Here is a 26,430-nt window from a genome sequence, read left to right as displayed (position 1 = left end):
CTCCTGGAGAGGACCCATGAAACCCTTGGTTGTTCTGGTCCGCAATTCCAGAGTTGGTCCGCAATTCACTTGGTTGGCGAGACCTTTTTATATCCCTGGCCCTGTCAAAACTTCCCCGCAAACATTGCCACCGACATTGGTGTGCCATCCTCGGTAGCGAAAAGTCTCACATGACGTATGCGAAGGGACGCAAGGCGGAACAAAATGCCGGGCAAGTGATAAGATCCAAGGATTCAGGGAGCTGCTGGCTGAGTCGTTCGGCAACAGGGAAGTTAATGTGGGGATCTATGAAGGATGACCTGAGAAGTCAGGCGCTAGACAACTGGCGAAAGCTGTTCGCTATGCCAGCAAGTCTTATAAGTGCTGAAGCCCGCTATGAAAATTTGCTGAGGATGGCAGATCATATGGAGAGTACGGGGCTTATCAGTAGCGACGAGTGGCGCAAGCTGGTACAGCAAGCCGGGACCTCTTTTGCCAGCACTGCGCATTGTATGCGTGGCGCTGACCGCAAATGAAAAAGCCCGGCACTTGGCCGAGCTTTCCAATCACGTAGCCAATTCCCTTTGGCTGACTGCATTGTGCTTGGTCAATGTGACAATCCTTCGCGCCTTCACCTGATCCGCATAACTCGTCAGCAGCTGATTTTTTACCTCAATGGAGAGTCCTGCGACTCTCTCCAATCCTGATCCGATCAAGCGCCCGATTTAAAGCGTCCAAGGCATCGAGGAGGGCTTTCGCCTCAGCTTCCCGGCCGTCCCCCCATAGGCGTTCAGCCATTTTGTTCAGGGCCTGGATAGATCTTTCAATGTCTGCAGCGGTTGCTATAGGGGCGTCTGTCTGCCGCTTCACCTTTTACCTCGAGCCAGAACGCTGGTCCTTTTAGTTGGGCATTGGAAGGGTGATGCCTTCCTTCTCCAGATCTTCGCGTACCGACTGGAACTTCTGGTACTTGGACAATTCGATCGGGCCGTCATAACTCATGCTTTGCAGTTTGCGCGGAGGATACTGGACGTAGGTTTTCATCAGCGTGGTGATTGCCATGCTGATAGGCACCATCGTCCAGGTGCGCTCGGTGTAGTTGTTCATGAAAATGTCATAACGCTCCTGCGGATCCTGCAGCAGGTCGAACACTTGTGGCACGGTCGCCACATACTTGGTCGGGCCTTTCCAGCCTTGGTTGGTGTCGACGGCCAGGCCACCGGTCACAGCGCCATTGTCGCCACGCAGGTTGAACACCGCCTTGTAATTGCCCACACGTGCAGCGCCTGGGGATAGCTCGTTCTCGGTGAAGTAGAACCACTCCTTGCGCGGATCAGGGCCGGTGCCGAGCAGCACGGGCGTCATGTCGTAGCTGTCGAAGATGATCGGTTTGCCTTCGCGATCCTCGTCCGGAAGTTTGATCCCGGCAACGGAGGCGAACGTCGCCATCAGATCCAGGCCACCCATGATGTCGTGGTTTTTTGTATTCGGTTTGATCTTGCCGGGCCAGGCCATGATCGCCGGAACGCGGTTACCGCCTTCACGCACCGTACCTTTGGTACCACGGAACGGCGTGTAGCCAGCGTCCGGGTATACGTCCTGCCAGGCGCCGTTATCGGTGGTGTAGACCACCAGGGTGTTTTTATCCAGACCGAGCGCTTTGAGCTTGTCCATGATGCGACCGATGCGGGTATCGAGTTCAACCACAGAGTCTGCGTACTTCGACTTGGAGATCGACTTGTGCACGAACTCCGGTGCCGGCATGTTCGGCTGGTGTACCTTCATGAAGTTGACGTTGATGAAGAACGGCTTGGTGGACTTGGCCGCAGTGTCGAGAAACTCCATCGTGGCTTTCTCGACATAGCTGTCAAAGAACGGAATACCGACTACCCCAGGTTTGCCATCGATTACTGGCGTGTCGACGTACTGACCGTTGATTTTGAATTCCTCGACCGGTTTTTCCCCGGCTTTTGCCGACAACGCGCCTCGCGTCACCTTGGTGAACATCGCCCGGGTTTCGTCATCCATGTCCGGGAACCAGGTTGGGTCCGCGTAGGTGTAGGCGTTCAGGTGATACAGGCCGACGTACTTCATCACGTCGTAGCCTTGAGCATTGGGTAGCGCGTAATCGTCTTCACCCAAGTGCCACTTGCCGGTGAAATAGGTGTCGTAACCACCGGTTTTAAGTACCGATGCCAATGTCCATTCAGCCGCCGGCAAGCCGCCGCCCTGACCCTGGAACGCGACCGTGGTCATGCCGCTACGGTTTGGAATGCGCCCGGTTTGCATGGCGGCGCGGCCCGGGGTGCAACTGGGTTGGGCATAGAAGGAGTAGAAGGTGGTGCCTTCTGCGGCGAGTTCGTCGATGCTCGGCGTTGGCATTCCTCGACCTACGCCTCCGCCGTAGGGGCCCAAGTCCCCGTAACCAGTGTCGTCGGAGACGATGAGCAGAATATTGGGTTTTTCTGTCTGTGCCGCCTGAGAAATGCCGTTGAGTGCCATGAGCAATGAACATGCGACGTAGAACCTGGTGCGGTGCGTGTGCCGTTTCATACCCGGTTTCCTTTCTCTGGATTCGATCCGTTGCCGGACCGCTCAAACCTCGAGCGAACAACAAGGACCCAAGTGAGTACCACCCAACCATGAGCCTGGACAGTTCAGGAAACCTTATGAAAGCTGAACAGAATTCCCGTTCACTATTCAAGGCAGCCGTTGAAGATTAGACCGACAAATTCCGCCACGCGCGGCCGCAGACCGCGAAATAGACGACGTTCGTCGATTTTTTTGGAAGTAACTCATAACACCGCGCAGCCGCCGTTCTGCCGAAACCGGGCTGTCGCACAGGCTCTGTTCAGAACCCGCTTTCGCGCATCAACACCGCCAGAAGGTGGGTCGCCACATCGCCCAGCACACTGCGTCGTTCGCCTTCGATTTTCAGATGGCCACGGGTTTCGCGCAGACTCGGCCACCCCATCAGCGTGTAGCGGGTCGATCCCCCTCGACAGGAGGGGGCATCCTTTGGCAGGGGTGGGTGACAATCGTTTCCCTGTGGCAGGGGTAGCACGCGCCGCTCCAGACTCGCCAGTTCGTCACAAGGGGCTCTTGGTGAACAAGAACAATCTAAAACACATGGGCATGCTTGCTCTGTTGGCAATGCTCTCCCATGTCCAACTGTCCGCTGCAGAGGCGCTGACACCGGCTGAAGCCCGGGTCATCGCCAAGCAAGCCTACATTTATGGCTTTCCCCTGGTGGACCACTACCGCGTCCAGTACACCTATTTTCAGGACCGGCAGCACCCGGAATTCAAGGCGCCGTGGAATACCCTGCACAACACGGCGCGTATCTATACCCCTGACGACAAGGCCTATCCGACACCCAACGCCGATACGCCGTACTCCCAGCTTGGCGCAGACTTGCGTAGCGAACCGCTGGTGCTGACCTTGCCGGCCGTGGAGAAGGGACGTTATTACTCGGCGCAGTTCGTCGATGCCTACACCTACAACTTCGGGTACGCCGGCAGCCGCACGACCGGCAATGGCGGCGGCACCTTCCTGCTCGCCGGACCCGACTGGAAAGGCACGGTGCCGCCGGGTATCGACCGTGTGTTGCGCTCCGAAACCCGCTTCGCCTTTGTCTTTTACCGCACACAGTTGCAGGGTGCTGACGACCTCGAGAACGTCAAGCGCATTCAGGCTGGCTACAAGGTTCAGCCACTGTCCGCGTTCCTTGGAAAACCGGCGCCTGAAGCGGCGCCCCCAGTCGACTTCCTCGTTCCGCTCAGCCCTGAAGCAGAACGAAACAGCCTGGCGTTCTTCAACCAGTTGAACTTCGTCCTCGGTTTCTGCCCGGAACACCCCTCTGAAATCGAACTGAAGCAGTCGTTTGCAAAACTGGGTATCGGCCCCGGACTGAGCTTTGATGAGCAAAAATTGCCCGACGACGTCCGTGAGGCCATCAAGGCCGGTATCGCTGACGCCTGGAAGGATTTCGACGCCCTCGGTCAGCAGGTCGCTCAAGGGGAGATTTCTACCTCGCGCTTCCTCGGTAGCCGCGAATTTCTCGGCAACAATTATCTGTACCGCATGCGGGCAACCGTCACTGGCCTCTACGGCAACGACAGGGAAGAGACCCTTTATCCACCGTTTTATCTCGACGCCAGCGGCCAGAAACTGGACGCCTCGCTCCATCGTTACACCTTGCGTTTCGCGCCGGGCCAATTGCCTCCGGTCAACGCTTTCTGGTCGCTGACCCTGTACGACGCACAACGTTTGCTGGTGGCCAACCCGTTGAACCGCTACCTGATCAATTCGCCGATGCTCGCGAACCTCAAGCGCGACCCCGATGGCGGCATCACGTTGTACATCCAGCATCAGCAACCGGGCAAGGAACAACAATCCAACTGGCTGCCGGCGCCTGATGGCCCGTTCTACATCGCGGGTCGCCTGTACTGGCCGAAGCCCGAAGCCCTGGACGGCCGTTGGCAAGCGCCAAAGGTTCAGCGCATCGATTGAAACTGCAAGAGCCATTTATCCCTGGCAACGCAGCCGGCCCGATGCGCTCGCCTATCGGTCCAGCAGAGGTGCCAGCAGTGCACACATGCCGCGCCAGTGCGAACCCTCCCAATAAACCCGTTGGCAGGCGTCGCAGCGCTGGAAGTGCGAATAGAGGGCGCCAACGCGTGGCGGCACCTGCGGCCTGGCCAGTTCCGGGCTGATCTCGTGCAGCGGCAGATTGCAATGAAGGCACAGGCTGAATGGCCGCGCGCTTCGCGCCAGGTCGAGGCGCTCGTACAATTCGCGCAGCTGCAGCGACGGTTTCAGGGCATGCACGTAACAGCCGTGGCTGATGATCCGCCGCTTGAGCAGGTCGCGGTCACGGGTTAGCACGATGCGTCCTTGCTGAGCAGCGATCTCGGCGATCTGGCGATCCTCGAAGCCATTGTCGTAGAGGGTGTCGAAGCCGCTCATGCGCAGCAGGCTGGCCAGCCCGCCCAGGTGCGCATCGGCAACGAAACGCAGCACCCGTAGAGGTTGCGCTCGAACCTTCAGCAGCGGGCTGATGTCCAGCGCTTCAAACTTGGGATACACCGCCAATCGGTCACCTTCAAGGATCACCCGCTCGAAGCCCACCGACTCGCCGTTGAGCAGCACCAGTTCAACCTCCGTGTGCGGTATCCCGAGCGCCTCGATCATGTGCTTGACCGTCGCCCCTCGCGCGCACTCGCAGGTAAAGGACTGCCGCCGCCGTTCGGCCGGCAGGAAGTCGTTGAGCTCCTCGTAGAAACGAAAGGTTGCACTGGTCATGCTGAACAGTATGGCAGGGCTGCGGGATGAGCGAGTCCAGTCCGGACATCTTCCAACAAACCCCAAACTACGATCGTAATCTATTTGTTCGACGCTCTACGCTCGGCGAGTGTTTGGGGGGCGCCAGTTGCAGCACTTACTTGGAAGCGATCGGTTTGCCGCTCCAGATCAGGATCAGTTTCCAATTGTTCGACGTTGGTGCCCAACTGTGCTTGTCCGCGCCGTAGTGCAATCGTGTGAATGCTGCCCGCAGTTTGCCGATCAAGACCCCCTCTGATCGGGGGGAGCAGGCGCCAGCTGGCAAAGAACACAATCGGCCCTGACGGCGTCCGGCAAAGTCTTTTTACGGTGTTGCGCCTTCTCTGGCCGATGCAGGCGGATTTTCATCAAGGCCGGACGCCGAGTAACGGCCATCGAGGGTTCGGTCCCCACGCACCCTATATCGACAAAGAAAGATTCGCCTACCCCGGAAAACCAATCGAAGGAAAGAGAGATGCTACGAACATCCAAGACGATTGCACTGGTGCTGCCGCTCGGGTTTGCCGCGCTATTAAGCACTGCTGCCCCGACTGCGCTCGCCCAGACCAAAGCAGTGTCCTTGCAGTCGATGGCTACGCCGGGGCCGGACGCGAATACCAGAATTACCGAGCCATACGCCCGTCTGGTTGCGCGCGATGCCTGGGTCTGGGCCTGGCCGATGGTGAATATATACAATCGGCGCCTTGCCTTCGCGAAGGCACCTGAGCAGGGCCTCATCGGCGGCGCACTGGCGATCGCACCGCACAATCGCCTGACCATGCTCAGCGACTACATCAAACCAGAGCAGCGCTCCATCGCCTGTCCCAACCAGGATGTCGTATATGGCGCTGGCTACCTGGCGCTCGACATCAGCCCGGTGGTGATCCAGGTACCAGACTTCGGCAAGCGCTTTTGGGTCTATCAGTTCTCTGATCTGCGCACTGACAATATCGCAGGACTAGGCGTGATGTATGACACCAAGCCCGGGTTTTACCTGGTCGTCGGACCGAACTGGCAAGGCAAGGTGCCCAAAGGCATTACCCAAGTGATTCGCACCAAATCCAATGCAGCCTTTGTCGGCCCGCGCGTCTTCCAGGATGACACCCCGGAGGACAAGCTAGCGGTGCAAGAGGTGATCCAAGGCATTAACGTCTACCCGGTCGCCGAATACGACGGCACCATGAAACGTCGCGACTGGCGCAAGTTGCCGATCTTCCCGAAGCGCGATGACGGCAAGGGCGAAACACGCTGGGTGCGCCCCGAGGTCTTTTTCGACCAGTTGCCACTCGTGCTGGAGCAGGCACCGCCGCTGGCCGGAGAGGAAGCGCGCTACGCGCAAGTGCTGGCGGTGATTGCCGCTGCGCAGAAAAATCCCGCGCTGAAGCAAGCGATGATCGACGAGGCGGAAAAAGCGGACCGGGAACTGATCGACCCTTTGTTAGAGTTCCGCAACTGGGGCATTCCACTACCCCATAACTGGACCACCATGACCAATGGTGCGCACTTCGGCACCGATTACTTCACGCGTACAGCAGTGGCGAAGTCGAACATCTTGGTCAATGCACCGAACGAGACGCGGTACTTCTATCAAGACCTGGACGCCGCCGGCACGCGACTCAACGGTGCGAATGCCTATACCGTCACTTTCGCGAAGGGACAAGTGCCGCCGGTAAAAGGGTTTTGGTCGCTGACTGCGTATGACGCGGCGCACTTTTTCGTGCCCAACCCGCTGAACCGTTACTCACTCGGCACCAAGAACAAGGACCTGAAGACCAATGCTGACGGTTCGCTGACGTTCTACGTACAGGCCGAGTCGCCCGGCGCGGACAAGGAAAGTAACTGGCTGCCGGCGCCGAAGGGGGCGGACTTTTCGCTTTTCCTGCGAGCCTATTGGCCGCAAGAAGCTATCACCCAAGGCCGCTGGACGCCGCCAGCTGTCGACAAAAGCGTAATGGTTTCCAACAATTGACTGAGACCTGACCAGACCAGCCACCACATTCGCCGCAAGGAATGCGGAGCTGCTGGCAGTCCATCGCTCTAATCCGCGGCTTGCGCGTATCACTGTCGTAAAACTGTAATGATACGGTCATACAATTGACACGGCTTCTTACACTTTCTTCAGTTGGCCTTTGGCCTTTTTCATGGATGAGCAAGTCCCATGCGTCGTGTCGTATTCAATCAGAAAGGAGGTGTTGGAAAATCCAGCATTGCCTGCAACCTTGCCGCCGTGAGTGCTGCCGAAGGCTACCGGACGCTGCTGGTTGATCTCGATCCCCAGGCAAATTCGACTCACTATCTCACCGGCCTGATGAATGAGGACATTCCTGCGGGCATCGCCGATTTTTTCAAACAGACCTTGTCCAGCGGTTTCGAAGGCAGGAAGAATCGCGTGAACATCACCAGGACGCCGTACGCCAACCTCGACCTGGTGACCGCCAGCCCCGAGCTGTCTGACCTGCAGTCAAAACTCGAGAGCAAGTTCAAGGTCAACAAGCTGCGCAAGTTGCTGGTTGAACTGTCCGAGGACTATGAGCGCATCTATATCGACACACCGCCGTCACTGAATTTCTACACATTCAGCGCCTTGGTGGCGGCGGACAGATTGCTGATTCCGTTCGATTGCGACAGGTTCTCTCGCCTGGCCCTGTATCGCGTCATCGCACAGGTAGAAGAGTTACGACTTGATCACAATGAGGCACTGACAGTGGAAGGGGTGGTGGTCAATCAGTTCTCCGGGCATACCGGATTGCACCAACATCTCGTGGATGAACTGTTGGCCGAAGGGATACCTCTGCTACCGGTTTACCTGAGCAGCTCCATCAAGATGCGCGAGTCTCACGCAGTGTCGGTTCCCCTTGTCCATTTTGCTCCTCGTCATAAGCTTTCGCTGGAGTTTGCCAACTTGCTGGACGCTCTGGAGCGAGCGGCTTAGGAGAGTTCTTCGCACAGGGCGCAGGTGCATATTTGGATTGGGTGTATATCCATTTCTGCGGTAACGGCCACCTATGGTTTCGCTATTACAGCGAGTCACTTGGAAGAGCCTGTAGGAGCGAGCATGCTCGCGATGGAGGTCAACGATGACGCGGGGAGCCTGACACCCCGCGGTGCTCTCAGGTTTTTCGCGAGCATGCTCGCTCCTACAGGGCCCGCCGCGATGGGCCATCCTTGGCCCAGAGTGTGTAAAAACCCAAGATAAACCTTTGCTATGATTCCCCAGGATTTCATTGCAAGGGTCGCCCATGAAACGCTTCATCCAAGGTGAACACCGAGGTCAAACTACCTTGCTCCCCGAGAGCCTGGACGATTACGTCAGCGACACCAATCCCGTGCGTGTTGTCGATGTCTTCGTGGATGAACTCGACCTGATCGCCTTGGATTTTGAAAGCGCTATTCCCGCTGAAACGGGCCGACCGGCTTACCACCCTGCAGTCATGCTGAAGATCTACATCTACGGCTATCTCAACCGCATCCAGTCGAGCCGGCGCCTTGAGCGCGAGGCGCAGCGCAACGTCGAGCTGATGTGGCTTACCGGTCGCCTGAGTCCGGACTTCAAGACCATCGCCAACTTCCGCAAAGACAACGGCAAAGCCATTCGAGGCGTCTGCCGGCAGTTTGTTGTGCTGTGTCAGCAACTGGGGCTTTTCTCGGAACATTTCGTTGCCATCGATGGCAGCAAATTCAAGGCGGTGAACCACCGTGACCGCAATTTCACCAGCGCCAAGCTAAAGCGCCGGATGGAAGACATCGAATCAAGCATTGCCCGTTATCTAAAGGCGCTGGATGAGGCTGATCGGGAAGAGCCCAAGTCTTCAGGGCCCAAAGGCGGCCTGGAAGAGAAAATCGCCAAACTGAAGGAGCAGATGAAGGCGCTTCAGGAGATTGAAATACAGCTTGAAGCATCGCCGGACAAACAGATCTCCCTGACCGACCCGGACGCTCGCTCGATGAAGACGAGCGGTAATGGAATCGTGGGTTACAACGTGCAGACGGCGGTCGATACCAAGCACCATTTGATCGTCGCGCACGAGGTGACCAATGTCGGTCACGACCGTGATCAGCTCAGCTCGATGGCCGAGCAGGCCCGTGAGGCGATGCAACTCGAATCGTTGTCGGTGGTGGCGGACCGCGGGTATTACAAAAGCGGAGAAATCCTGGCCTGCCACGAGGCAGGGATCACGGCTTATGTGCCGAAAACGCTGAGCTCGCGGGCCAAATTCGATGGCCGTTTCGGCAATGACGAGTTTGCTTACGACGCGGACAAAGATGTGTACATCTGCCCCGCCAAGGAAGTGCTGATCTGGCGCAACGCTTACGTCGATAAGGGCAAGACGCTGAACAGTTACTGGAGCTCCAACTGCCGGGCCTGCTCGATAAAAGCACAATGCACACCGGCCAGAGAGCGAAAGGTTCGGCGCTGGGAGCATGAGGCGGTGCTGGAGGAAATGCAGGCCCGCCTGAACAATGCGCCGCAGATGATGAGCATCCGCAAACGAACGGTCGAGCATCCCTTCGGGACGCTCAAACAATGGATGGGTGCGACGCATTTTCTGACGCGGCGGCTTGCTGGGGTGAGCACCGAAATGAGCTTGAATGTGCTCGCTTACAACTGGAAAAGGGTGATGAAGATCCTCGGTGCACGGGGTCTGATGAACGCGCTGATGGCTTGAAAGGGCTGCCGTTTGCCCCGTTTATCAAGCTATGGAGCCTTGCTAGCGCTTGTAGGGGCCGCTTGGAGCTACAAGAGCGCTTCAGGTTTTAATAAGCTGGCCAACACCGGTCGGCACTACGTGCCGACGATGTTTTCATCTGTTTTTACACACTCTGGGCCCAGCGCGGCTAACCCGGCATCCATGCCGATTTGCCCACTGCGCAGAACCGGAACGAAGCCTCTCGATATAGGCAAGAAGATCAAAAGCCAAATCAAAAGCCCGCGCGAGGCGGCCTGTCAGTCGATCTGATTGCAGGTCTGTCCGCGATCCAATTGTAGGAGCGAGCCTGCTCGCGATGGACGTCCAGACAACGTGTTCATCCAGACAGGGCTCGTTATCGTTGACGTCCATCGCGAGCAGGCTCGCACACAGAGGATCAGGTACACCCGTAAAAGTCAGGTCGGCTGTCAGGCCGCCTCGCTAATCCTGTTTGCCCTCACTGCTCAAATCTGCCTTGCGCCGATCACTGCCGTTAGGGTTGCCGACATCGATCAGTCTTCTTTCCAGCAGAATGGTTTGCAGGGCCTCGCGGTCTGACGGGGACATCTGATGCTCTCGCTCCTTGAGTTCAAGCAGGATCGGGCTGGACCACTGGCGATAGGTTTGTTCGGCATTACGAGTGGGTGACATCGTTTACTCCATGGGCTGATTTCTGCCAATCAAGACGCCTCGGTTCGATAAGCAAAGTGACCCTAGCCGAGGAAGGACATTGTTGCCAATGCCTCACATCGGACGGGCCAGTTGAGACCTGCTGATCGAGAATTCGCGCGCCTGGCACACCCATCACCCGACAGGATTGAGCCGACTGGATCGGCCCAATCCTGTTGCCTCTAGACAAAGGCCTGCCCATGAAAACCCCGTGGCAGCCGTTGCAGTCCTGCCATGGCGGTCAGCCGCTCGATCCAGGCTTGGCGCCAGTCATTGACTACATTAACGACTTTTGCCTTGCGTGCGGCACGGCGTGCAGCGCTACGTTCGGTTTTGCGCGCCTCTTTGTAAGCGTCGGTGTTTCGGCAGCTTCTGCATTTCACCCGATTCAGTTCCCGGGTGGAGGTGAGGTTGTTGCCCTTGTGACCGCAGGCCAGGTGCCCGCTGATTTTGAAGTGGGTGACCATCTGAACGCCTCCTTCGTGACGAGGTAATCATTGGACAACCCTGCTTGGGTGACGTTCGCTTTTTGCGGGCGCAAAAAAATCCCAGCGCCTGGCTGGGTTGGGGGGGCAAAGATCAGACAGACACACACGCGGTGACAATAGCGTCGCCGGTCATGCGTCCCCCGTCAGGTCGTGTCTGTGCATCGGTATCCAGATCGGAATCATCTGAACCGCGGCAGAGGCGGCTCGACTGGCCGCAGCGACGACAGGGTGTTGCGGATCAGGGGCGTATCCTTTTCGATGTCGTTCAGACGGTCACGAATTCTGAGCGCAGTCGGGTGTCCGCCTTGATGATCGACCCAGTCGGCGATTTCCTTGCACGCGGCAGCCAGGCGAACCTGACGGGAGTCGAGCAGGGTGAGCAGGGTGGTGATGGACTCTTTTTCGGACATGGGGAACACCTCCGTTGAAGAAACCTGAAGATTGGCAATAAAAAACCCGCCGCAAGCGAGCTTTCTACCGATGGGGCGCTGAACCTTCAGCCTTCTCAGTATAGACCCGTAACCGGTTCGCGAATGTTCTTCAGTCTTGCCGGACCTTCATTTGTGATCGGGCGTTGAGCTGTCGGCATACGCGTTGGGCATCGTATTCAAGATCGTATCCGTCACCGATGAAGCCGTTGGTGCGGGTATCGGCGATGCGGTACCAGAGAGCGGCCTCAGCGGGTTCATGCACGGTTTCTCCAGCCCGGCGTCCATGAATGATGATCTTGTTGCAACGCTTGACGACGAAAATGTCTTCCATGGCTTCACCGCAGCTGATTCGTGTACAGATCAACTATAGAAGTCATTTGCAATCGTGCAAAAAAATAGGCAGGTCAGTTCGTCGGTTCAGAGGCCATTTTTTCCAGCAGCATCGCCAGTGCGACTTCCTCCGCCCGCAGGTTTTTACGCAACCTCGGTCTTGGCAGTTGCGCCAGGGCACCGAGCAAAAAACTCTCGAGCACCGCCGGGTGGATGTAGCACTTGCGGCAGACCGCCGGGGTGTTGCCCAACTGTCTGGCGACGTCTTTCACCATCGCCACCACATGCTGTTTTGCCTGTGACTCGGGTTGCCACTCAAGCTCGCGCAAAACCGCCAGGGCCAGGGCGCTGCCGGCCCAGGTGCGGTAATCCTTGGCGGTGAAGTCGGCGCCGGTCAGGGTTTGCAGGTAGGTGTTGACGTCGGCGGAAGTGATCGTGTGTCGCTCACCGTTTTCATCAAGGTATTGAAAAAGGTTTTGCCCGGGAATCTCCTGGCAGCGCTTGATGATCCGCGCCAGTCGCCGGTCCTTCACGGTGATTTGATGTTCGACGCCACTCTTGCCGCGAAACTGGAACTGGATCGCACTGCCGTTGATCTCCACATGACGGTTGCGCAGGGTGGTCAGGCCGTAGGAGCGGTTGTCCCGTGCGTACTGGGTATTGCCGACGCGGATCAGCGTCGCGTCGAGCAAGGTGATGACCGTGGCCATGACCTTGTCGCGACTGAAACCCGGTGCCGCCAGCAAGGCTTCCAGTTGTTTGCGCAACTTTGGCAGGGCCAGGCCGAAATCCCGCAGGCGCGAGTATTTGTCGCTGTCGCGCACCTCTCGCCAGCGCGGGTGATAGCGGTACTGCTTGCGCCCGCGGGCGTCGCGGCCAGTGGCTTGCAAGTGCCCGCGCGGGTCGGTGCAGATCCACACGTCGGTGTAGGCCGGTGGTACCGCCAGGGCATTGATGCGCTGGATTTCGTCCGGGTCGACGATGCGCTGGCCAGTGGGGTCGAAATAGCAGAATTTGCCCCGCAGTTTCCTGCGGGTGATGCCCGGCTGGGTGTCATCGACGTAATGCAGGTCACGGGGCAGTGCATCGGGCATGGCGATTATCCTGGGCGAGGGATCGGGGGGCCGTTACAGCCATTGACCCCACGCCGCGGCAGTCGTGCCCACGGCGTTACGCCAGCACGGCCACGGCTTTGATCTGCGCCCAGAGATGTTGGCCCGGGCGCAGGTTCAAGTGGTCCCGGGAATAGCGGGTGATACGCGCCAGCAAAGGGCTGCCCGCGGCGTCCAGGCGCACCAGCACATGAGCGCTGTTGTCGGCGGCCATTTCACTGACCACCGTGACCGGCAGGCGATTGAGGATGCTGCTTTGCTCGTCGCCGTGCAGGCTGAGGCTGACATCCCGCGCCTGGACCTTGCAACGCAGCGCCTGACCCGCGGCCATCGGCGTGTGAGTCACGCGAATGTTCAGGTCTGTATCGGGCAGTTGCAGCGTCAACAACTGGTAGTGGGCGTCATAGGCAGCGACATGCCCCTGGATCACCACGCCAGCGTCGTCACCCAGCGCCAGCGGCAAGTCTAGGCGTGCCAGGGTCTGGCCAATGGGGCCGCTGGCCAGTGCCTTGCCGTCGCTGAGCAGGACGATGTGGTCGGCCAGTTGTGCGACTTCATCCTGGGAGTGGCTGACATACAGCATTGGTATGTCCAGCTCATCGTGCAGCCGTTGCAGGTAAGGCAGGATTTCGCTTTTGCGTTGCGCGTCCAGCGCTGCCAGGGGTTCATCCATCAACAACAGTGACGGGCTGGTGAGCAGGGCGCGCGCCATGCCGACGCGCTGCCGTTCGCCACCGGAAAGGTGCTGCGGATGCCGATCGAGCAGGTGACTGATGCCCAGCAGTTCGCTTGCGTGCGCCATGTCGACTCGGCGCTGTGGCTTGGGGATGCGCTTGAGGCCGAATTGCAGGTTGGCCAGCACCGACAGATGTGGGAACAGGCTGGCTTCCTGAAAAACGTAACCCAGTGCGCGCTTGTGCGGTGCGACGAAAATCCCCTTGTCGCTGTCTTGCCACACTTCATCGTTGACCTGGATAAAACCCTCATCGGCCCGTTCCAGCCCGGCGATGCAACGCAGGCACGTGGTCTTGCCGGAACCTGAGTGACCGAACAGCGCCGTCACCCCACGGCCAGGCAACTGCAAATCGACATCGAGGGCGAACCCCGGATAACTCAGCTTCAGACGCGTTTCAATCATCGATCAGCTCCAGCCTGCTTTGGTTTTACGGCTGGAGTACAGCGCCAGCAACACCGAAAAAGAGAACACCAGCATGACCCCGGCCAGCCAATGGGCCTGGGCATATTCCATGGCTTCGACGTGATCGTAGATCTGCACCGAGACCACTCGCGTCTTGTCGGGGATGTTGCCGCCGATCATCAGCACCACGCCGAATTCGCCGACGGTGTGGGCAAAGCCGAGGATGGCCGCGGTGATGAAACCTGGTCTGGCCAGGGGCAGGGTGACGCTGAAAAAACTGTCCCAGGGACCGGCGCGCAGGGTCGCGGCCACTTCCAGTGGGCGGGTGCCAATGGCGGAAAAAGCGTTTTGCAGCGGCTGGACCACGAACGGCATCGAGTACAGCACCGAGCCGATCACCAATCCTGCAAAACTGAAGGTGAGGGTGCCGAGCCCCAGGGATTGGGTGAACTGGCCGACAAACCCGTGAGGGCCGAGCGCCAGCAACAAATAGAAACCGATCACCGTGGGTGGCAGCACCAGGGGCAGGGCGACGATCGCCCCGACCGGGCCGCGCAGCCAGGACTGGGTGCGCGAGAGCCATAACGCCAGCGGAGTGCCAACCAGCAACAGGATGACGGTCGTCAGGGACGCCAGTTTCAGGGTCAGCCAGATGGCGGAAAAGTCGGCACTCGATAGCGACATTTAGATTTGATAACCGTAGGACTTGATGACGGCAGCGGCTTTTGGCCCCTTGAGGTAGTCAACCAGCGCCTTGGCGGCCGGGTTGTCCTTGCCCTTGTTGAGGATGACCGCGTCTTGTTTGATCGGGTCGTGCAGGTTGGCCGGAACGATCCACGCCGAGCCGCTGGTGATCTTGCCGTCCTTGTAGATTTGCGACAGCGCGACAAAACCCAGCTCGGCGTTGCCGGTGGACACGAACTGATAGGCCTGGGTGATGTTCTGGCCTTCAACGATCTTGTCCTTGACCTTGTCGGTCAGGCCCTGGCTGGCCAGCACCTGAGTCGCGGCCAGGCCATAAGGTGCGGCTTTCGGGTTGGCGATCGACAGATGCTGATATTGGTTATCGGCCAGTACTTTGCCCTTGGCATCGACGTAGCCTTCCTTGGCCGACCACAGCGCCAGCGTGCCGACGGCGTAGGTGAAGCGCGAGCCCTTGACGACGTCGCCTTCGGCTTCAAGTTTTTGCGCAGTGGTGTCGTCTGCCGAGAGGAACACTTCGAACGGCGCGCCATTCTTGATCTGGGTGTAGAACTGGCCGGTTGCACCGAAGGACGTGACCAGCTTGTGCCCGGTGTCCCTTTCGAAATCGGCGGCGATGGCCTGGATCGGCGCGGTGAAGTTGGCAGCGACAGCGACCTGGACCTCGTCCGCCTGGACAGAGCCGAACACGGCGAGCAGGCTCGCCAGGCAGGTGGGGGCAAAACGTGAGGCACGCAGGGTCATGAAACGGCTCCGTCACAGGCAAGTGTTGCGAGAAGGGTTAATCGTTATATATCAGAATATATAGCGAAATGCCGGTAAACGGAATGTGTTGCAGCGTGGTTGTGGCGAGTGATGTGGTTACTCGCCACAACCGTCAGCGCTGAAGCAACTTCGCCAACCCTTCCTCGGCCAGGCGGCGGGTCAGTTCTGCGGTGCCCAACTCGACGCCCAAGGTAAATGCCTGTCCGGCCCAGAGATTGCTGAAGTCTGCCTCGCCTTTGGCGCGCAACGGCATCAATGCACCGCCCGCGAGGGGGAAGCGCGGTGCCTGGCTGCTCATCGGTCCGAGCTCGCGCATCACCCGATTGAGAATCCCCCGCGCTGGGCGACCGGTAAAAATGTTGGTGAGCGCGGTCTCGCTTGCCCTGGCGGTACGCAATGCCTGGTGGTGCGAGGCACTGACCTTGGCCTCTGGCGTGAACAGATACGCCGTCCCCACTTGCACCGCCGAAGCCCCCAACATGAACGCCGCTGCTACACCCCGCGCATCGGCAATCCCGCCAGCGGCAATCACCGGTACTTTCACGGCATCGACGACCTGGGGCACCAGGGCGAAGGTGCCGACCTGACTGCTCAGGTCATCACTGAGAAACATGCCCCGGTGTCCGCCCGCCTCAAAGCCCATGGCGATGATTGCGTCGCAGCCATGCTGCTCGAGCCAGATGGCTTCTTCAACCGTGGTGGCCGAAGACAGCACTTTGGCGCCGGTGGCTTTTACCCGATCCAGCAGGGTTTTTTCCGGCAGGCCAAAGTGGAAACTCACGACCTCGGGGCGCAACTCTTCGATCACTTCGCAGGCGGCCTGATCGAACGGCTCGCGATTGGACACCGGTGTCGGCGCATCGAAGTCGACACCCAGTTCGCGATAATAGGGCTGCAGCAGGTTCTTCCAGTCCTGGGCGCGTTGCTCGTCGACTGCCGGCGGTTGATGGCAGAAGAAGTTGACGTTGATGGGGCGCTGGCTGTGTTGACGAATGCCCTTGAGCTCTTCACGCAATTGCTCGACGCTGAGCATGGCGGCGGGCATCGAGCCGAGGCCGCCGGCGTTGCTTGCCGCAATGACCATGGCAGCGGTGGTGGCACCGGCCATGGGGGCCTGGATGATCGGCAGTTCGATCCCGAACAGGTCAAGGATGCGGGTATCTGGCCATTGGCTCATTTCAGCTGTTCTCCAATGTTGAAACCGGGCAGGGCGGCAGGACTCGATTTGTAGCAGCAATGACTGAGGTTATGCCAGTCATGTTTGCCGCGGGCGAATTGGCTTGAAGTCGAGTACGGTAATTTTTTGCGATGTGGTATTTAATTCACACCACAAGAGGTGATCTCACCAGGAGCCAGCAATGTTCCAAGGTATTTTGATCGACAAAGACGAAAGCGGTTACCGGGCCACACTGCAACAGATCAATGAGGATCAGCTGCCCGAAGGCGATGTGACGGTCCGTGTGGCGTACAGCACGCTGAATTTCAAGGATGGCCTGGCGATCACCGGCAGCAGCCCGGTGGTGCGAAAATTCCCGATGGTGCCGGGGATCGACCTGGCAGGGACCGTCGAAGCCAGCGGGCATCCGGACTACAAGGTCGGTGACAAAGTCCTGCTCAATGGCTGGGGCGTGGGCGAAGGGCATTGGGGCGGTTTGGCGCAAAAGGCGCGTCTGAAGGGCGACTGGCTGATTGCGTTACCCAAGGCATTCACTGAAGCACAGGCAATGGCTATCGGCACGGCAGGCTACACGGCAATGCTGTGCATCATGGCGCTGGAACGCAACGGAGTGACGCCCGGGCAAGGCGAAGTACTGGTCACCGGTGCCAACGGCGGTGTAGGCAGTTTTGCCATCGCGTTGCTGAGCAAACTCGGCTATCGGGTAGTCGCGTCCACCGGTCGCCTGTCGGAACACGAATACCTCAAGCAACTGGGCGCTAGCGAAATCATCGATCGCGCCACCTTGTCCGAGCCCGGCAAGCCCCTGGCCAAGGAACGTTGGGCAGCGGTCATTGACTGCGTGGGTAGCCACACCCTGGCCAACGCCTGTGCCAGTACCAAGTCCGAAGGCACCGTCGCCGCCTGCGGTCTGGCCCAGGGTATGGACTTTCCGGCCTCCGTTGCGCCCTTTATCCTGCGCGGCGTGACACTGGCCGGGATCAACAGTGTGACCCAACCGAAAGCCAGGCGTGTGGAGGCCTGGGGGCGATTGGCCAAGGATCTGGACTTTGGCTTGTTGCCGCTGATCAGCCATGAAATCGGTTTGAGCGAAGCGATCGAGGCTGCGCCGCGGCTGCTGGCTGGGCAATTGCGGGGGCGGGTGGTGGTGGATGTGAATCGCTGACCAGACCTGACAGCCGAGCAGTTGTTTGCCGTTGTGCCCGATCTACTGTGGGAGCTGGCTTGCCAGCGATGGCGGCCTGACAGCCGACCCATCTCTCGCGGCTGTACCCGATCAACTGTGGGAGCTGGCCTGCCAGCGATGACGGCCTAACAGCCGACCATTCTCTTTCAGGTGTACATATCCATTCCTGCGGTAACGGCCACCTATGGTTTCGCTTTTACAGCGAGTCACTTGGAAAAGCCTGTAGGAGCGAGCCTGCTCGCGATGGAGGTCAACGATGACGCGGGGAGCCTGACTCCCCGTGGTGCTCTCAGGTTTTTCGTCGGAACGCCGCCCGGAGCATACTCGCTCCTACAGGGCCCGCCGCGATGGGCCATCCTTGGCCCAGCGCGGCTAAACCGGCATCCATGCCGGTTTGCCCACTGCGCAGAACCGGAACGAAGCCTCTCGATGGGGCAAGAAGATCAAAAGCCAAAGCAAAAGCGAGGCGGCCGACCGGCCGGCCTGTCTGCGGCATCAGCCGCATCCCTCTTTTCAGGGCTTTTCCCGTTCCAGCAATTGCCGTTTCCGTTCCACACCCCAGCGATACCCCGACAAATTGCCATCGCTGCGTACCACGCGGTGACAGGGGATCGCGACCGCCAGGCTGTTCGCGCCACAGGCTTGTGCCACTGCGCGAACAGCTTTTGGGTTGCCGATGCGTTGGGCGATGTCGGCGTAGCTGGCGGTGCTGCCGGCGGGTATCTCCCGTAGGGCTTGCCAGACCCGCTCCTGAAACGCCGTGCCGCGCACATCCAGCGGCAAGTCCAGGCCGAGGGCCGGGGCTTCGATGAAGCCTACTACTCGGGCGATCAACTGTTCGAAGGCCTGATCGGCACCGATCAGAGTGGCGCGACGAAACTTGTCCTGCAGGTCGCAGACCAGTTGCTGCGGATCATCACCCAGGAGAATCGCGCAGACCCCACGCTCGCTTTGCGCCACCAGAATCGCGCCGAGGGAACACTGGCCAACTGCAAAACGAATGTCATTGTTTTGCCCCGCGGCACGGTAATCAGTGGGTTTCATCCCCAGCACCTGATCCGCAGCTTCATAGAAACGGCTGTTGGAATTGAAGCCGGCAGCGTACAACGCATCGGTGACCGAGCGGCCATCCGCCAGCCGCTCGCGCATTCGGCGCGAACGTTGGGCCGCGGCATAGCCTTTGGGTGTCAGGCCGGTAACGGACTTGAACACCCGATGGAAATGAAAACTGCTCAGTCCTGCCGCTTGCGCAAGCTCGTTCAGCGCGGGCAGCGCCTCGGCGGTTTCGATCTGGCGGCACGCGGCGGCCACGGTGGCGGCATGTTGCGCGGCGACAGCGCTTTGATCCTTTGCCGCGCGCTTGCTTGGACGATAACCCGCGGCCTGGGCAAGTTCGGCGTTGTCGAAGAATTCGACATTCTGCGGTTTCGGCAAGCGCGAGAGGCTGCTGGGGTTGCAGTAGATCCCGGTGGTTTTCACCGCATAGACAAACTGCCCGTCCGCTTGTGGATCGCGGGCGACCACCGCGGCCCAGCGTGGATCGTTTTCGGTGCTGCTTATTGTCGATTGGCTTGTCATGGCTTTACATCCGTTGACCCGTTTGCCGCAGATTAACCGCCGACTCGTACGTTCACACTCCGGCGCTTGCGGTCAAACTCTGCAGCCTCACTGCGCGGTACGAAAAGTGAAGTTGATCCGCTGCTCGCCCAGGCGCGGGTGTTGGCCATCCTTGATCGGCAGGACGCCGTGATAACGCAAGCGATCCACACCGCCCCAGACCACGATGTCGCCATGCAACAACGGCACCCGTTGGCTTTTGTCGCTGCGCGCGAAGCCGCCGAACAGGAACATCGCGGGCAAGCCCAGCGATACCGAAACGATAGGCGCAGCGTAGGACTTTTCGTCCTTGTCCTGATGCAAGGACATTTTCGCCCCGGGCACATAGCGGTTGATCAGGCAGGAGTCCGGCACGAAATCGGTAAAACCTGCCTCCCGTGCCGCCGCCTGCGCCAGTTGGAAAAAAACCTCGGGCATGGGTGGCCAAGGCAGGCCGGTCCGGGGATCGTCGCGGGTGTAGCGATAACCGCTGCGGTCTGTGGTCCAGCCCCATGTTCCGCAACTGCTCAGGGCGACCGACATGGTGAATCCGCCAGGGGTGACCATTTGCCGCAACGGAGCGGCCGCCAACACGGCCTCCAGTGCCGGCAGCAAACGCGCAAGCCAAGGCAGGGCAAAGCCTCTGAGGACGTAGGATTGTTCGCCGATCTGCTCGCGTCGGCGCTCTTGCTCGGGCTCGGCGTCGGCAAACAGGTCAAGGGTGGTTGGGTTCATGGTGCTCATGATGCGTCGTGAAAGATGATCCCAAGGGTATGCCGTTTTCCGCTGTGCAGGCGACTGACGCCGTGGCGCAGGGTCACCCGATAGTAACCGCGCACGCCTTTGACCGGGCGCTGGTTGACCGCGAAGATCACGCCGTCGCCTTTTTTCAGACCGATGACCTGCGGGCGCGACTGCATGCGCGGGCGCTGCTCGGTCAGCACGAACTCACCGCCGGTGAAATCTTCCCCAGGCTCTGAGAGAAGAATCGCCACCTGCAGCGGGAAGACATGCTCGCCATACAGATCCTGGTGCAGGCAGTTGTAGTCCTGTGGCCCGTATTGCAGCAACAAGGGCGTCGGACGCTGCTGGCCGGCGGCATGACAACGCTCGAGGAAGGCCGGGTGGCTTTCAGGAAAACGGCTCGGCAAATCCATCTGCTCATGCCAGCGATTGGCAATCGGCACCAGTCGCGGGTAGAGCGCACTGCGCAGGCGGGCCAGCAGTGGCGGCAAGGGATAATTGAAATATTTGTACTCGCCACGGCCGAAACCGTGGCGGGCCATGATCACGTGCGAGCGAAAGCGTTCGGATTGGCCGTACAAGGCGCTGATTTGATCACAGGCCTTGTGGCTCAACAGCGACGCGATGACCGCGCAACCGTCCTGGTCGAGTTGCTGTTCCAGCAGGGGCCAGTCCAGCCTATCCAGATATTGCTCGCTCATTGCCGGGCCCTCAGGTTATTGAGGTGGCGAGACTAAGGGGCATTACGGATGTGAACACTCCGACACTTGCGGTCAAATGTCGGCAGGAGCAGACGTCCATGTTCGCTGCGGGCGATGTTACAGCGCTTTGCTGACGCTGATGTCGCTGATCACGTCTTCGCCCTGGCCATGAAGGGCGTCCAGCGCGGCTTTGGCTTCTTCTTCGGTGCCATTTTCCAGCTGGGCAAATTCGAAGCGGCGTTCGCCATTGAGTTTGTACTTGATGACGTACTTGGTCGTCTGGGCCACGGTCATACCTGTCTGTTTGCGTAGTGAGGCACGGCTCAGCTCAGTTTCGAGCTGGAGCGGCGGATGATCTTGATCGAATGGGTCAGGGTCGGCTTGCGCGTCACACTGATCGGCCGGCGGTTGACCGTGTCGATGGTAATGTTCCAGAACCCGGTGCTCGGCGCCGTGATGCGGGCCGGGAAGGTGTCGAACGCGCCGCCGTGATAGGTGTGACGACCGCCATTCTTGAAGCTGCGGAAGTTGGCGTCGTTCATCAAGCGTATGTTGCACGTTTGCGAGCATTGAATGACGACGATGTCGTCTTCGTTGAGGTGCTCGCGCTGGTGGATAAATTTCATGAGGCGCCTCCAGAAGGGCTTTTTCTACAAAATCAAAACGATAGCATGGTCGATTGGCGCAGTTTATCAGCCCTGAGGCGTTATTATCCGGCTGTCCGGGCCAGGTTGAGCAATAAAAATGGATATTGCTCACGCCTTGGGAGAAAAAAGCAGTCAGCCTCGGAGAAAACCCGTGTTTGAGCTGTCGGAGGGTCTTTATCGGGAGGTTTCTTATGAAGTGGGGCATGTTTGGCTTGCCGTGGGTCCTGGCAAACAGTGGTTGTGCAAGTGTCTCTGACATCAACCAGACGCTGCCGACCATGAGTGTGATTTCAGGCAAGAAGCCCCATGAGTACGCCCAGTGCCTGAGCGAAAAACTCGCCGACAGCCGTGGCGCCTTGCAAATCGAGGAGCAGAAAGACGGGGTGCGGGTGATCGTGCCGCAGAAGCTTTCCTCGGGGCCGGCCGCGGTGTTTGATATCGAGGAACGCTTCGGCGGCAGCGGCATCAAGCTGCATGAGCGCATCTCCAACGTGCCGTTACGCCCCTTTGATGTTCGCGATGCCGCCACGGCGTGCATTTCCGGCTGATAGACTGTCGACCGTCAGCACCGATGCCGTCAAAGCTAGCCTTTGGCGGCATTGTCATTTCTGGAGTAGAACATGAAGCGAGAGCGGGTACGGGAGCGGCATGCAGAGGGCCAAATCTGCGCCACCCATGTGATTCAGAACCCGGCGAATCCGGGGGAGTGGATCGTGTTTTTCAAAAAAAGCGCAGGGCGCAGTTTTTTCCTGGTGGACGATAGCGACGAAGTCGAGTCCTTCAGCAGTCTCGACGCGCTGGTCGAGACCGTCCGCGGCCTGGGGATCAAGTTCGCGGAAATCCACATGTAGGGCACGATACCCTATTTGCAGACCACCACGACGCTACGGTTCTTGTAGTTGCCCACGTCGACGCCCAGGGTCTTGTCGCTTTCGTTGAGCGAGGGTGTGCCGTCGGTGCCAACGATCCGGTAGCCGGTGCCAGCGCAGGAGGCATCGGCCTTTTCGTAACAGGTCGCCCAGGAGTTGGCCTCGCCGGAACAGTCGATAGCCAGGCCTTGTTCGCCATTGTTCAGGTAAGTGGTTTCGGAGGTGGCGCAGCCACTGAGGGCCAGAACCGCTATCAGCGGCAAAAATTTGGTCATGTCGTTGTCGTCGTCAGGATGGGAGGGCAAAGCCTGTGACAGCGCGGGTGGCAAAAGGTTATAGCGAAAGGCCACTTCTTGCCGCCATTCACAAAAAAAGCCCTGCACAAGAGCAGGGCGTCAGGCCTGGATCAGTTCTTGTCCTTGCCCCGTCGTTTGGGTGCCGGGTGTTCCAGTTGCAACACCGATGCCACTTCGATCGCCATGGCTTCGGCCGGGAAAGGACCGGCAATGTTCTCGCCGCCAACGCCGGCTACCCACCACTGGCCGTCTTTGGCTTTGTTGATCAAGTACCCGTTGACGCTTTTTGCTTCTGACATCTATTTGCCTCGTTGGCTGGTTCAATGGCGCCATGATACCGCCAAAATGCACCGTTCGGGTGCCAATGGGCGCGGGTTGGTGCGCTTGCCCGTGGGTTGACTTGTCGTGCAAGTCTGGCGGACTCTGCTATCAATAACAGGCTGCTGATCCATTCGCGGTGCTCGCTGCGGAACTAACGGCGAGAATATTTCTCTATGATGGCATCGGTTAGCCAGCGCGGGGCATTGTAAGGTGTACGCCGCCTGATTAGACTGCGCCGAAACTCGTACACACAGCCCTTTCAAGGACTTATATGATCAAGAAATGCTTGTTTCCAGCAGCCGGTTACGGCACTCGCTTCCTGCCAGCGACTAAAGCCATGCCCAAGGAAATGTTGCCGGTGGTAAACAAGCCACTGATCCAGTACGGCGTCGAAGAAGCCCTGGACGCCGGGTTGACGGAAATCTCCATCGTCACCGGTCGTGGCAAGCGCGCCCTGGAAGACCATTTCGACATCAGCTACGAGCTGGAAAACCAGATCAAGGGCACCGACAAGGAAAAGTACCTGGTCGGCATCCGCAAGCTGCTCGACAATTGCTCGTTCTCATACACCCGCCAGACCGAAATGAAAGGCCTGGGCCACGCGATCCTGACCGGCCGTCCGCTGATCGGCGACGAACCGTTCGCCGTGGTGCTGGCTGACGACCTGTGCGTCAACCTCGAAGGTGACGGTGTACTGACCCAGATGGTCAAGTTGTACAAGCAGTTCCGCTGCTCGATCGTGGCCATCCAGGAAGTCGACCCGCAAGAGACCAACAAGTACGGCGTGATCGCTGGCGAGATGATCCGTGACGACATCTACCGCGTGCACAGCATGGTGGAAAAACCAAAACCTGAAGATGCGCCGTCGAACCTGGCCATCATCGGTCGCTACATCCTGACCCCGGACATCTTCGACCTGATCGAACAGACCGAGCCAGGCAAAGGCGGCGAAATCCAGATCACCGACGCCCTGATGAAACAGGCCCAGAACGGCTGCGTCATGGCCTACAAGTTCAAGGGCAAGCGTTTCGACTGCGGCGGCGCCGAAGGCTACATCGACGCGACCAACTTCTGCTTCGAGAACTTCTACAAGACGGGCAAGGCTTACTGATAGCGCCTTGGTTGCTTGTACTGAAAAGCGATCTTCACAAGCTGTAATCAAGCTGGTGAAGACCTAAATAAACGCCCCGACTTGATCGGGGCGTTTGTTTTTGTGCGCGCTAAAAAGCGCCTGGTTTCCTGTAGCCAGGCTTTCCGGCGAAGGCGTCCTGACAGACGACCTATTGTTTGTTGACCGAGTACATATCCATTCCTGCGGTAACGGCCACTTATGGTTTCGCTTTTACAGCGAGTCACTTGGAAGAGCCTGTAGGAGCGAGCCTGCTCGCGATGGAGGTCAACGATGACGCGGGGAGCCTGACTCCCCGTGGTGCTCTCAGGTTTTTCGCGAGCATGCTCGCTCCTACAGGGCCCGCCGCGATGGGCCATCCTTGGCCCAGCGCGGCTAACCCGGCATCCATGCCGGTTTGCCCACTGCGCAGAACCTCCACTCGGCCTCTCGATATAGGTTGTCCGTTCCTTTCCTCTTCCATACTTCGGTGTCTGGAAGTCAGTTTTAATCAAGGGAAGGAGCATGCACCTGTGGGCTACGAATATGCCTCTCAAGCACGCGATGATTACCTCCTCACCTTCGAGCCCACAGGTGCGCTTGCGCCCTCTAACGAATACTCAGGGAAAGCCCGACACGGCTCTCTATATCGCTTTCGCTGGACGTAAGCATGCATGTTCCTGCATGTACTTTAGCGCCTGTGGAGGTTGTTGATGCAAACGCTCCTGTCTCAGAAATTCACTGCTTATGTCGGAATAGATTGGGCAGATACCAAGCATGACGTGTGTTTGCAGGTCGCGGGGGAAACCCGGCGGCACTTCTCTGTCATCGACCACACACCCCAATCGATTGATCGTTGGGCGAAATCGTTGTTTGAGCGCTACGGCGCTCCGATCGCGATTGCTCTTGAGCTCAACAAGGGCCCGTTGGTGGCGGCCCTGCAAAAGTACGAGTTCTTTTGCCTGTTTCCAATCAATCCGAGCACCTTGGCCAAACACCGTAAAACCTTTGTCCGCAGCGGTGCCAAGGATGATCCGACCGATGCTCAATGGGCGCTTGAGTTGTTGCTCACCTATCCCCAACGGTTTGCGCAGCTGATGCCGCAAAGCCCGGCCATGCGTATTTTGGCCAGCCTGACAGAACATCGACGTGCACTGGTTGATGAGCGAGTGAAGGTCAGCAACCGCTTGATCTGTACGCTCAAACAGTATTATCCATTGGCCCTGGAGCTGTTTAGCAGTCATGACACCGTGGTGTTCTGTGACTTTCTGATGCGCTGGCCCACGCTTGAGCACATCAAGCGTTCTCGCCAGAGTACTTTTCTCAAGTTCTTTAATGAGCACAACGCTCGTCACGCTCAACTCAATCAAACGCGCTGGGAAATCATCACCCAAGCGATGCCTTTGACACAGGACCCGGGGGTAATACGTCCTTCGCAGTTGTACGCAACAGCCTTGGCGTCGCAACTTAAAGGGCTCCTTTCCACCATCAAGGATTTTGATCGCGAGATCGAAGAAACGGCCAGCACCTTGGCCGATTACCCGATCTTTAAGGCACTCCCTGGCGCCGGCCAACATCTTGCGCCGCGCCTGATGGTGGCTTTTGGTGAACAGCGTGATCGATTTAGCGACGCCAATGCGATGCAGCGATATGCCGGAATCGCACCCGTTACCGAGCGTAGCGGAAAGAAGAAAGTCGTGTATTGGCGCTACCAATGCTCAACCTTCTTGCGTCAGACCTTTGTCGAATGGGCCGCTCACAGCATCACTCAATCAACGTGGGCCGAGGCTTATTATCGGCAGCAGCGGGCTAAAGGCTGCTCATACCAGGCGACCCTGAGAGCACTTGCTTTCAAGTGGATCAGAATCGTCTATCGCTGCTGGAAAAACGGCACCGTCTATGACGAAATGGCTTACTTGCAGGCTTTAACGCGGCGCGGATCAACGTTGGTAGAGGCGCCGATGGAGGTAGTCACAGGTTGACGGACAGGCTCAGGGCGTGAGGGGGCAAGAAAATCAAAAGCCAAAGCAACGGCAAAAGCGAGGCGGCCTGAAAGCCGACCTGATTACAGGTCTGTCCGCGATCCCATTGTAGGGGCGAGCCTGCTCGCGATGAACATCCAGACAACGCGTTCATCCAGACAGGGCGCGTTATCGTTGAC

The 26,430-nt window shown here is 58.7% G+C and carries 29 protein-coding genes; 9 read left to right on the top strand and 20 right to left on the bottom strand.

The window, feature by feature from the left end:
- Nucleotides 1-651 precede the first annotated feature (651 nt).
- From ACA058_RS17620 to ACA058_RS17610, 3 genes are all read right to left on the bottom strand, one after another.
- The gene (locus ACA058_RS17620) at nt 652-849 is read right to left on the bottom strand and encodes a hypothetical protein (protein ID WP_497635150.1); all 198 of its coding nucleotides are present in this window, start codon (nt 847-849) and stop codon (nt 652-654) included.
- A gap of 30 nt (nt 850-879) precedes the next feature.
- Entirely contained in the window at nt 880-2,532 is a 1,653-nt protein-coding gene (locus tag ACA058_RS17615; RefSeq protein ID WP_497635149.1) for an arylsulfatase, read from the bottom strand.
- A gap of 298 nt (nt 2,533-2,830) precedes the next feature.
- The gene (locus ACA058_RS17610; protein WP_497635148.1) at nt 2,831-2,953 is read right to left on the bottom strand and encodes a hypothetical protein; all 123 of its coding nucleotides are present in this window, start codon (nt 2,951-2,953) and stop codon (nt 2,831-2,833) included.
- A 131-nt stretch (nt 2,954-3,084) separates the two neighbouring features.
- On the opposite strand from ACA058_RS17610, the gene ACA058_RS17605 reads away from it, so the two are divergent.
- Nucleotides 3,085-4,491: a DUF1254 domain-containing protein gene (locus ACA058_RS17605; protein ID WP_497635147.1), complete on the top strand. Its 1,407-nt coding sequence runs from the start codon at nt 3,085-3,087 to the stop codon at nt 4,489-4,491.
- A gap of 51 nt (nt 4,492-4,542) precedes the next feature.
- Here the strand turns inward: ACA058_RS17605 and ACA058_RS17600 are convergent, their stop codons facing one another.
- The gene (locus tag ACA058_RS17600) at nt 4,543-5,283 is read right to left on the bottom strand and encodes a Mut7-C RNAse domain-containing protein (protein ID WP_497635146.1); all 741 of its coding nucleotides are present in this window, start codon (nt 5,281-5,283) and stop codon (nt 4,543-4,545) included.
- Between the two features lie 493 nt (nt 5,284-5,776).
- On the opposite strand from ACA058_RS17600, the gene ACA058_RS17595 reads away from it, so the two are divergent.
- The 3 genes from ACA058_RS17595 to ACA058_RS17585 all read left to right on the top strand — a co-directional run bounded on the left by ACA058_RS17595 (nt 5,777) and on the right by ACA058_RS17585 (nt 9,968).
- Nucleotides 5,777-7,270 (top strand): DUF1254 domain-containing protein, encoded by a 1,494-nt coding sequence (locus ACA058_RS17595; protein WP_497635145.1) that lies wholly within the window; start codon nt 5,777-5,779, stop codon nt 7,268-7,270.
- Nucleotides 7,271-7,459: 189 nt separating this feature from the next.
- Entirely contained in the window at nt 7,460-8,233 is a 774-nt protein-coding gene (locus tag ACA058_RS17590) for a ParA family protein (protein ID WP_497635144.1), read from the top strand.
- Nucleotides 8,234-8,540: 307 nt separating this feature from the next.
- The gene (locus ACA058_RS17585; RefSeq protein WP_497635143.1) at nt 8,541-9,968 is read left to right on the top strand and encodes an IS1182 family transposase; all 1,428 of its coding nucleotides are present in this window, start codon (nt 8,541-8,543) and stop codon (nt 9,966-9,968) included.
- Between the two features lie 462 nt (nt 9,969-10,430).
- Here the strand turns inward: ACA058_RS17585 and ACA058_RS17580 are convergent, their stop codons facing one another.
- From ACA058_RS17580 to ACA058_RS17540, 9 genes are all read right to left on the bottom strand, one after another.
- Nucleotides 10,431-10,640 carry a hypothetical protein gene (locus tag ACA058_RS17580; protein WP_497635142.1) on the bottom strand — a complete coding sequence of 70 codons (210 nt, stop codon included), beginning with the start codon at nt 10,638-10,640 and terminating at the stop codon, nt 10,431-10,433.
- A 200-nt stretch (nt 10,641-10,840) separates the two neighbouring features.
- A complete protein-coding gene (locus ACA058_RS17575) occupies nt 10,841-11,125 on the bottom strand; it encodes a hypothetical protein (protein WP_497635141.1) in 285 nt (94 codons plus the stop codon).
- A 200-nt stretch (nt 11,126-11,325) separates the two neighbouring features.
- Complete coding sequence (locus ACA058_RS17570) at nt 11,326-11,556, bottom strand: hypothetical protein (protein WP_046820095.1); 231 nt, start codon at nt 11,554-11,556, stop codon at nt 11,326-11,328.
- Nucleotides 11,557-11,686: 130 nt separating this feature from the next.
- Complete coding sequence (locus ACA058_RS17565; RefSeq protein ID WP_497635140.1) at nt 11,687-11,908, bottom strand: hypothetical protein; 222 nt, start codon at nt 11,906-11,908, stop codon at nt 11,687-11,689.
- A gap of 73 nt (nt 11,909-11,981) precedes the next feature.
- Complete coding sequence (locus ACA058_RS17560) at nt 11,982-13,001, bottom strand: DNA topoisomerase IB (RefSeq protein WP_497635139.1); 1,020 nt, start codon at nt 12,999-13,001, stop codon at nt 11,982-11,984.
- A gap of 76 nt (nt 13,002-13,077) precedes the next feature.
- A complete protein-coding gene (gene modC, locus ACA058_RS17555; protein WP_497635138.1) occupies nt 13,078-14,157 on the bottom strand; it encodes a molybdenum ABC transporter ATP-binding protein in 1,080 nt (359 codons plus the stop codon).
- A 3-nt stretch (nt 14,158-14,160) separates the two neighbouring features.
- Complete coding sequence (gene modB, locus ACA058_RS17550) at nt 14,161-14,841, bottom strand: molybdate ABC transporter permease subunit (RefSeq protein WP_497635137.1); 681 nt, start codon at nt 14,839-14,841, stop codon at nt 14,161-14,163.
- Nucleotides 14,842-15,603 (bottom strand): molybdate ABC transporter substrate-binding protein, encoded by a 762-nt coding sequence (gene modA, locus ACA058_RS17545; RefSeq protein WP_497635136.1) that lies wholly within the window; start codon nt 15,601-15,603, stop codon nt 14,842-14,844.
- 133 nt (nt 15,604-15,736) lie between these two features.
- Entirely contained in the window at nt 15,737-16,801 is a 1,065-nt protein-coding gene (locus ACA058_RS17540) for an NAD(P)H-dependent flavin oxidoreductase (protein ID WP_497635135.1), read from the bottom strand.
- 181 nt (nt 16,802-16,982) lie between these two features.
- On the opposite strand from ACA058_RS17540, the gene acuI reads away from it, so the two are divergent.
- Nucleotides 16,983-17,966 carry an acrylyl-CoA reductase (NADPH) gene (gene acuI / locus ACA058_RS17535; RefSeq protein ID WP_497635134.1) on the top strand — a complete coding sequence of 328 codons (984 nt, stop codon included), beginning with the start codon at nt 16,983-16,985 and terminating at the stop codon, nt 17,964-17,966.
- A gap of 534 nt (nt 17,967-18,500) precedes the next feature.
- On the opposite strand, the gene ada is transcribed toward acuI, so the two are convergent.
- The 5 genes from ada to ACA058_RS17510 form a co-directional block, all read right to left on the bottom strand.
- Nucleotides 18,501-19,565 (bottom strand): bifunctional DNA-binding transcriptional regulator/O6-methylguanine-DNA methyltransferase Ada, encoded by a 1,065-nt coding sequence (ada, locus tag ACA058_RS17530; RefSeq protein ID WP_497635133.1) that lies wholly within the window; start codon nt 19,563-19,565, stop codon nt 18,501-18,503.
- 87 nt (nt 19,566-19,652) lie between these two features.
- Complete coding sequence (gene alkB / locus ACA058_RS17525) at nt 19,653-20,318, bottom strand: DNA oxidative demethylase AlkB (RefSeq protein ID WP_497639959.1); 666 nt, start codon at nt 20,316-20,318, stop codon at nt 19,653-19,655.
- Between the two features lie 5 nt (nt 20,319-20,323).
- Entirely contained in the window at nt 20,324-21,028 is a 705-nt protein-coding gene (locus tag ACA058_RS17520) for a 2OG-Fe(II) oxygenase (RefSeq protein WP_497635132.1), read from the bottom strand.
- Between the two features lie 117 nt (nt 21,029-21,145).
- The gene (locus ACA058_RS17515; RefSeq protein WP_171017096.1) at nt 21,146-21,316 is read right to left on the bottom strand and encodes a hypothetical protein; all 171 of its coding nucleotides are present in this window, start codon (nt 21,314-21,316) and stop codon (nt 21,146-21,148) included.
- Nucleotides 21,317-21,351: 35 nt separating this feature from the next.
- Nucleotides 21,352-21,654 carry a DUF1883 domain-containing protein gene (locus tag ACA058_RS17510; RefSeq protein ID WP_008065357.1) on the bottom strand — a complete coding sequence of 101 codons (303 nt, stop codon included), beginning with the start codon at nt 21,652-21,654 and terminating at the stop codon, nt 21,352-21,354.
- Between the two features lie 212 nt (nt 21,655-21,866).
- Between ACA058_RS17510 and ACA058_RS17505 the strand changes: the two genes are divergently transcribed.
- Nucleotides 21,867-22,223 carry a hypothetical protein gene (locus ACA058_RS17505; RefSeq protein ID WP_497635131.1) on the top strand — a complete coding sequence of 119 codons (357 nt, stop codon included), beginning with the start codon at nt 21,867-21,869 and terminating at the stop codon, nt 22,221-22,223.
- Nucleotides 22,224-22,295: 72 nt separating this feature from the next.
- Nucleotides 22,296-22,526 carry a hypothetical protein gene (locus tag ACA058_RS17500; RefSeq protein ID WP_497635130.1) on the top strand — a complete coding sequence of 77 codons (231 nt, stop codon included), beginning with the start codon at nt 22,296-22,298 and terminating at the stop codon, nt 22,524-22,526.
- 11 nt (nt 22,527-22,537) lie between these two features.
- On the opposite strand, the gene ACA058_RS17495 is transcribed toward ACA058_RS17500, so the two are convergent.
- Both ACA058_RS17495 and ACA058_RS17490 read right to left on the bottom strand, forming a co-directional pair.
- Nucleotides 22,538-22,819, bottom strand: a complete 282-nt coding sequence (locus ACA058_RS17495; RefSeq protein ID WP_497635129.1) for a hypothetical protein — start codon at nt 22,817-22,819, stop codon at nt 22,538-22,540.
- Between the two features lie 131 nt (nt 22,820-22,950).
- A complete protein-coding gene (locus tag ACA058_RS17490) occupies nt 22,951-23,139 on the bottom strand; it encodes a hypothetical protein (RefSeq protein WP_497635128.1) in 189 nt (62 codons plus the stop codon).
- Nucleotides 23,140-23,432: 293 nt separating this feature from the next.
- Here ACA058_RS17490 and galU point away from each other — a divergent pair, with 293 nt between their 5' ends.
- Both galU and ACA058_RS17480 read left to right on the top strand, forming a co-directional pair.
- Nucleotides 23,433-24,272, top strand: a complete 840-nt coding sequence (galU, locus tag ACA058_RS17485; RefSeq protein WP_008065368.1) for a UTP--glucose-1-phosphate uridylyltransferase GalU — start codon at nt 23,433-23,435, stop codon at nt 24,270-24,272.
- A gap of 710 nt (nt 24,273-24,982) precedes the next feature.
- Nucleotides 24,983-26,251, top strand: a complete 1,269-nt coding sequence (locus tag ACA058_RS17480) for an IS110 family RNA-guided transposase (protein ID WP_497635127.1) — start codon at nt 24,983-24,985, stop codon at nt 26,249-26,251.
- Nucleotides 26,252-26,430: the final 179 nt, after the last annotated feature.

The organism is Pseudomonas sp. LBUM1649 (assembly GCF_059716155.1).
Note: the sequence above shows the minus strand (reverse complement) of the source record. Positions and strands in the feature narration are given on the sequence as shown.

Coding starts and splice junctions, on each gene's coding strand:
- ACA058_RS17590 (WP_497635144.1), top strand. CDS start 7,460: ATGCGTCGTGTCGTATTCAATCAGAAAGGAGGTGTTGGAAAATCCAGC.
- modA (WP_497635136.1), bottom strand. CDS start 15,603: ATGACCCTGCGTGCCTCACGTTTTGCCCCCACCTGCCTGGCGAGCCTG.
- ACA058_RS17575 (WP_497635141.1), bottom strand. CDS start 11,125: ATGGTCACCCACTTCAAAATCAGCGGGCACCTGGCCTGCGGTCACAAG.
- ACA058_RS17480 (WP_497635127.1), top strand. CDS start 24,983: ATGCAAACGCTCCTGTCTCAGAAATTCACTGCTTATGTCGGAATAGAT.
- ada (WP_497635133.1), bottom strand. CDS start 19,565: ATGACAAGCCAATCGACAATAAGCAGCACCGAAAACGATCCACGCTGG.
- alkB (WP_497639959.1), bottom strand. CDS start 20,318: ATGAACCCAACCACCCTTGACCTGTTTGCCGACGCCGAGCCCGAGCAA.
- ACA058_RS17595 (WP_497635145.1), top strand. CDS start 5,777: ATGCTACGAACATCCAAGACGATTGCACTGGTGCTGCCGCTCGGGTTT.
- modB (WP_497635137.1), bottom strand. CDS start 14,841: ATGTCGCTATCGAGTGCCGACTTTTCCGCCATCTGGCTGACCCTGAAA.
- ACA058_RS17540 (WP_497635135.1), bottom strand. CDS start 16,801: ATGAGCCAATGGCCAGATACCCGCATCCTTGACCTGTTCGGGATCGAA.
- ACA058_RS17615 (WP_497635149.1), bottom strand. CDS start 2,532: ATGAAACGGCACACGCACCGCACCAGGTTCTACGTCGCATGTTCATTG.
- galU (WP_008065368.1), top strand. CDS start 23,433: ATGATCAAGAAATGCTTGTTTCCAGCAGCCGGTTACGGCACTCGCTTC.
- ACA058_RS17610 (WP_497635148.1), bottom strand. CDS start 2,953: ATGGGGTGGCCGAGTCTGCGCGAAACCCGTGGCCATCTGAAAATCGAA.
- ACA058_RS17510 (WP_008065357.1), bottom strand. CDS start 21,654: ATGAAATTTATCCACCAGCGCGAGCACCTCAACGAAGACGACATCGTC.
- ACA058_RS17495 (WP_497635129.1), bottom strand. CDS start 22,819: ATGACCAAATTTTTGCCGCTGATAGCGGTTCTGGCCCTCAGTGGCTGC.
- ACA058_RS17585 (WP_497635143.1), top strand. CDS start 8,541: ATGAAACGCTTCATCCAAGGTGAACACCGAGGTCAAACTACCTTGCTC.
- modC (WP_497635138.1), bottom strand. CDS start 14,157: ATGATTGAAACGCGTCTGAAGCTGAGTTATCCGGGGTTCGCCCTCGAT.
- ACA058_RS17570 (WP_046820095.1), bottom strand. CDS start 11,556: ATGTCCGAAAAAGAGTCCATCACCACCCTGCTCACCCTGCTCGACTCC.
- ACA058_RS17500 (WP_497635130.1), top strand. CDS start 22,296: ATGAAGCGAGAGCGGGTACGGGAGCGGCATGCAGAGGGCCAAATCTGC.
- ACA058_RS17580 (WP_497635142.1), bottom strand. CDS start 10,640: ATGTCACCCACTCGTAATGCCGAACAAACCTATCGCCAGTGGTCCAGC.
- ACA058_RS17565 (WP_497635140.1), bottom strand. CDS start 11,908: ATGGAAGACATTTTCGTCGTCAAGCGTTGCAACAAGATCATCATTCAT.
- ACA058_RS17490 (WP_497635128.1), bottom strand. CDS start 23,139: ATGTCAGAAGCAAAAAGCGTCAACGGGTACTTGATCAACAAAGCCAAA.
- ACA058_RS17505 (WP_497635131.1), top strand. CDS start 21,867: ATGAAGTGGGGCATGTTTGGCTTGCCGTGGGTCCTGGCAAACAGTGGT.
- ACA058_RS17560 (WP_497635139.1), bottom strand. CDS start 13,001: ATGCCCGATGCACTGCCCCGTGACCTGCATTACGTCGATGACACCCAG.
- ACA058_RS17600 (WP_497635146.1), bottom strand. CDS start 5,283: ATGACCAGTGCAACCTTTCGTTTCTACGAGGAGCTCAACGACTTCCTG.
- acuI (WP_497635134.1), top strand. CDS start 16,983: ATGTTCCAAGGTATTTTGATCGACAAAGACGAAAGCGGTTACCGGGCC.
- ACA058_RS17520 (WP_497635132.1), bottom strand. CDS start 21,028: ATGAGCGAGCAATATCTGGATAGGCTGGACTGGCCCCTGCTGGAACAG.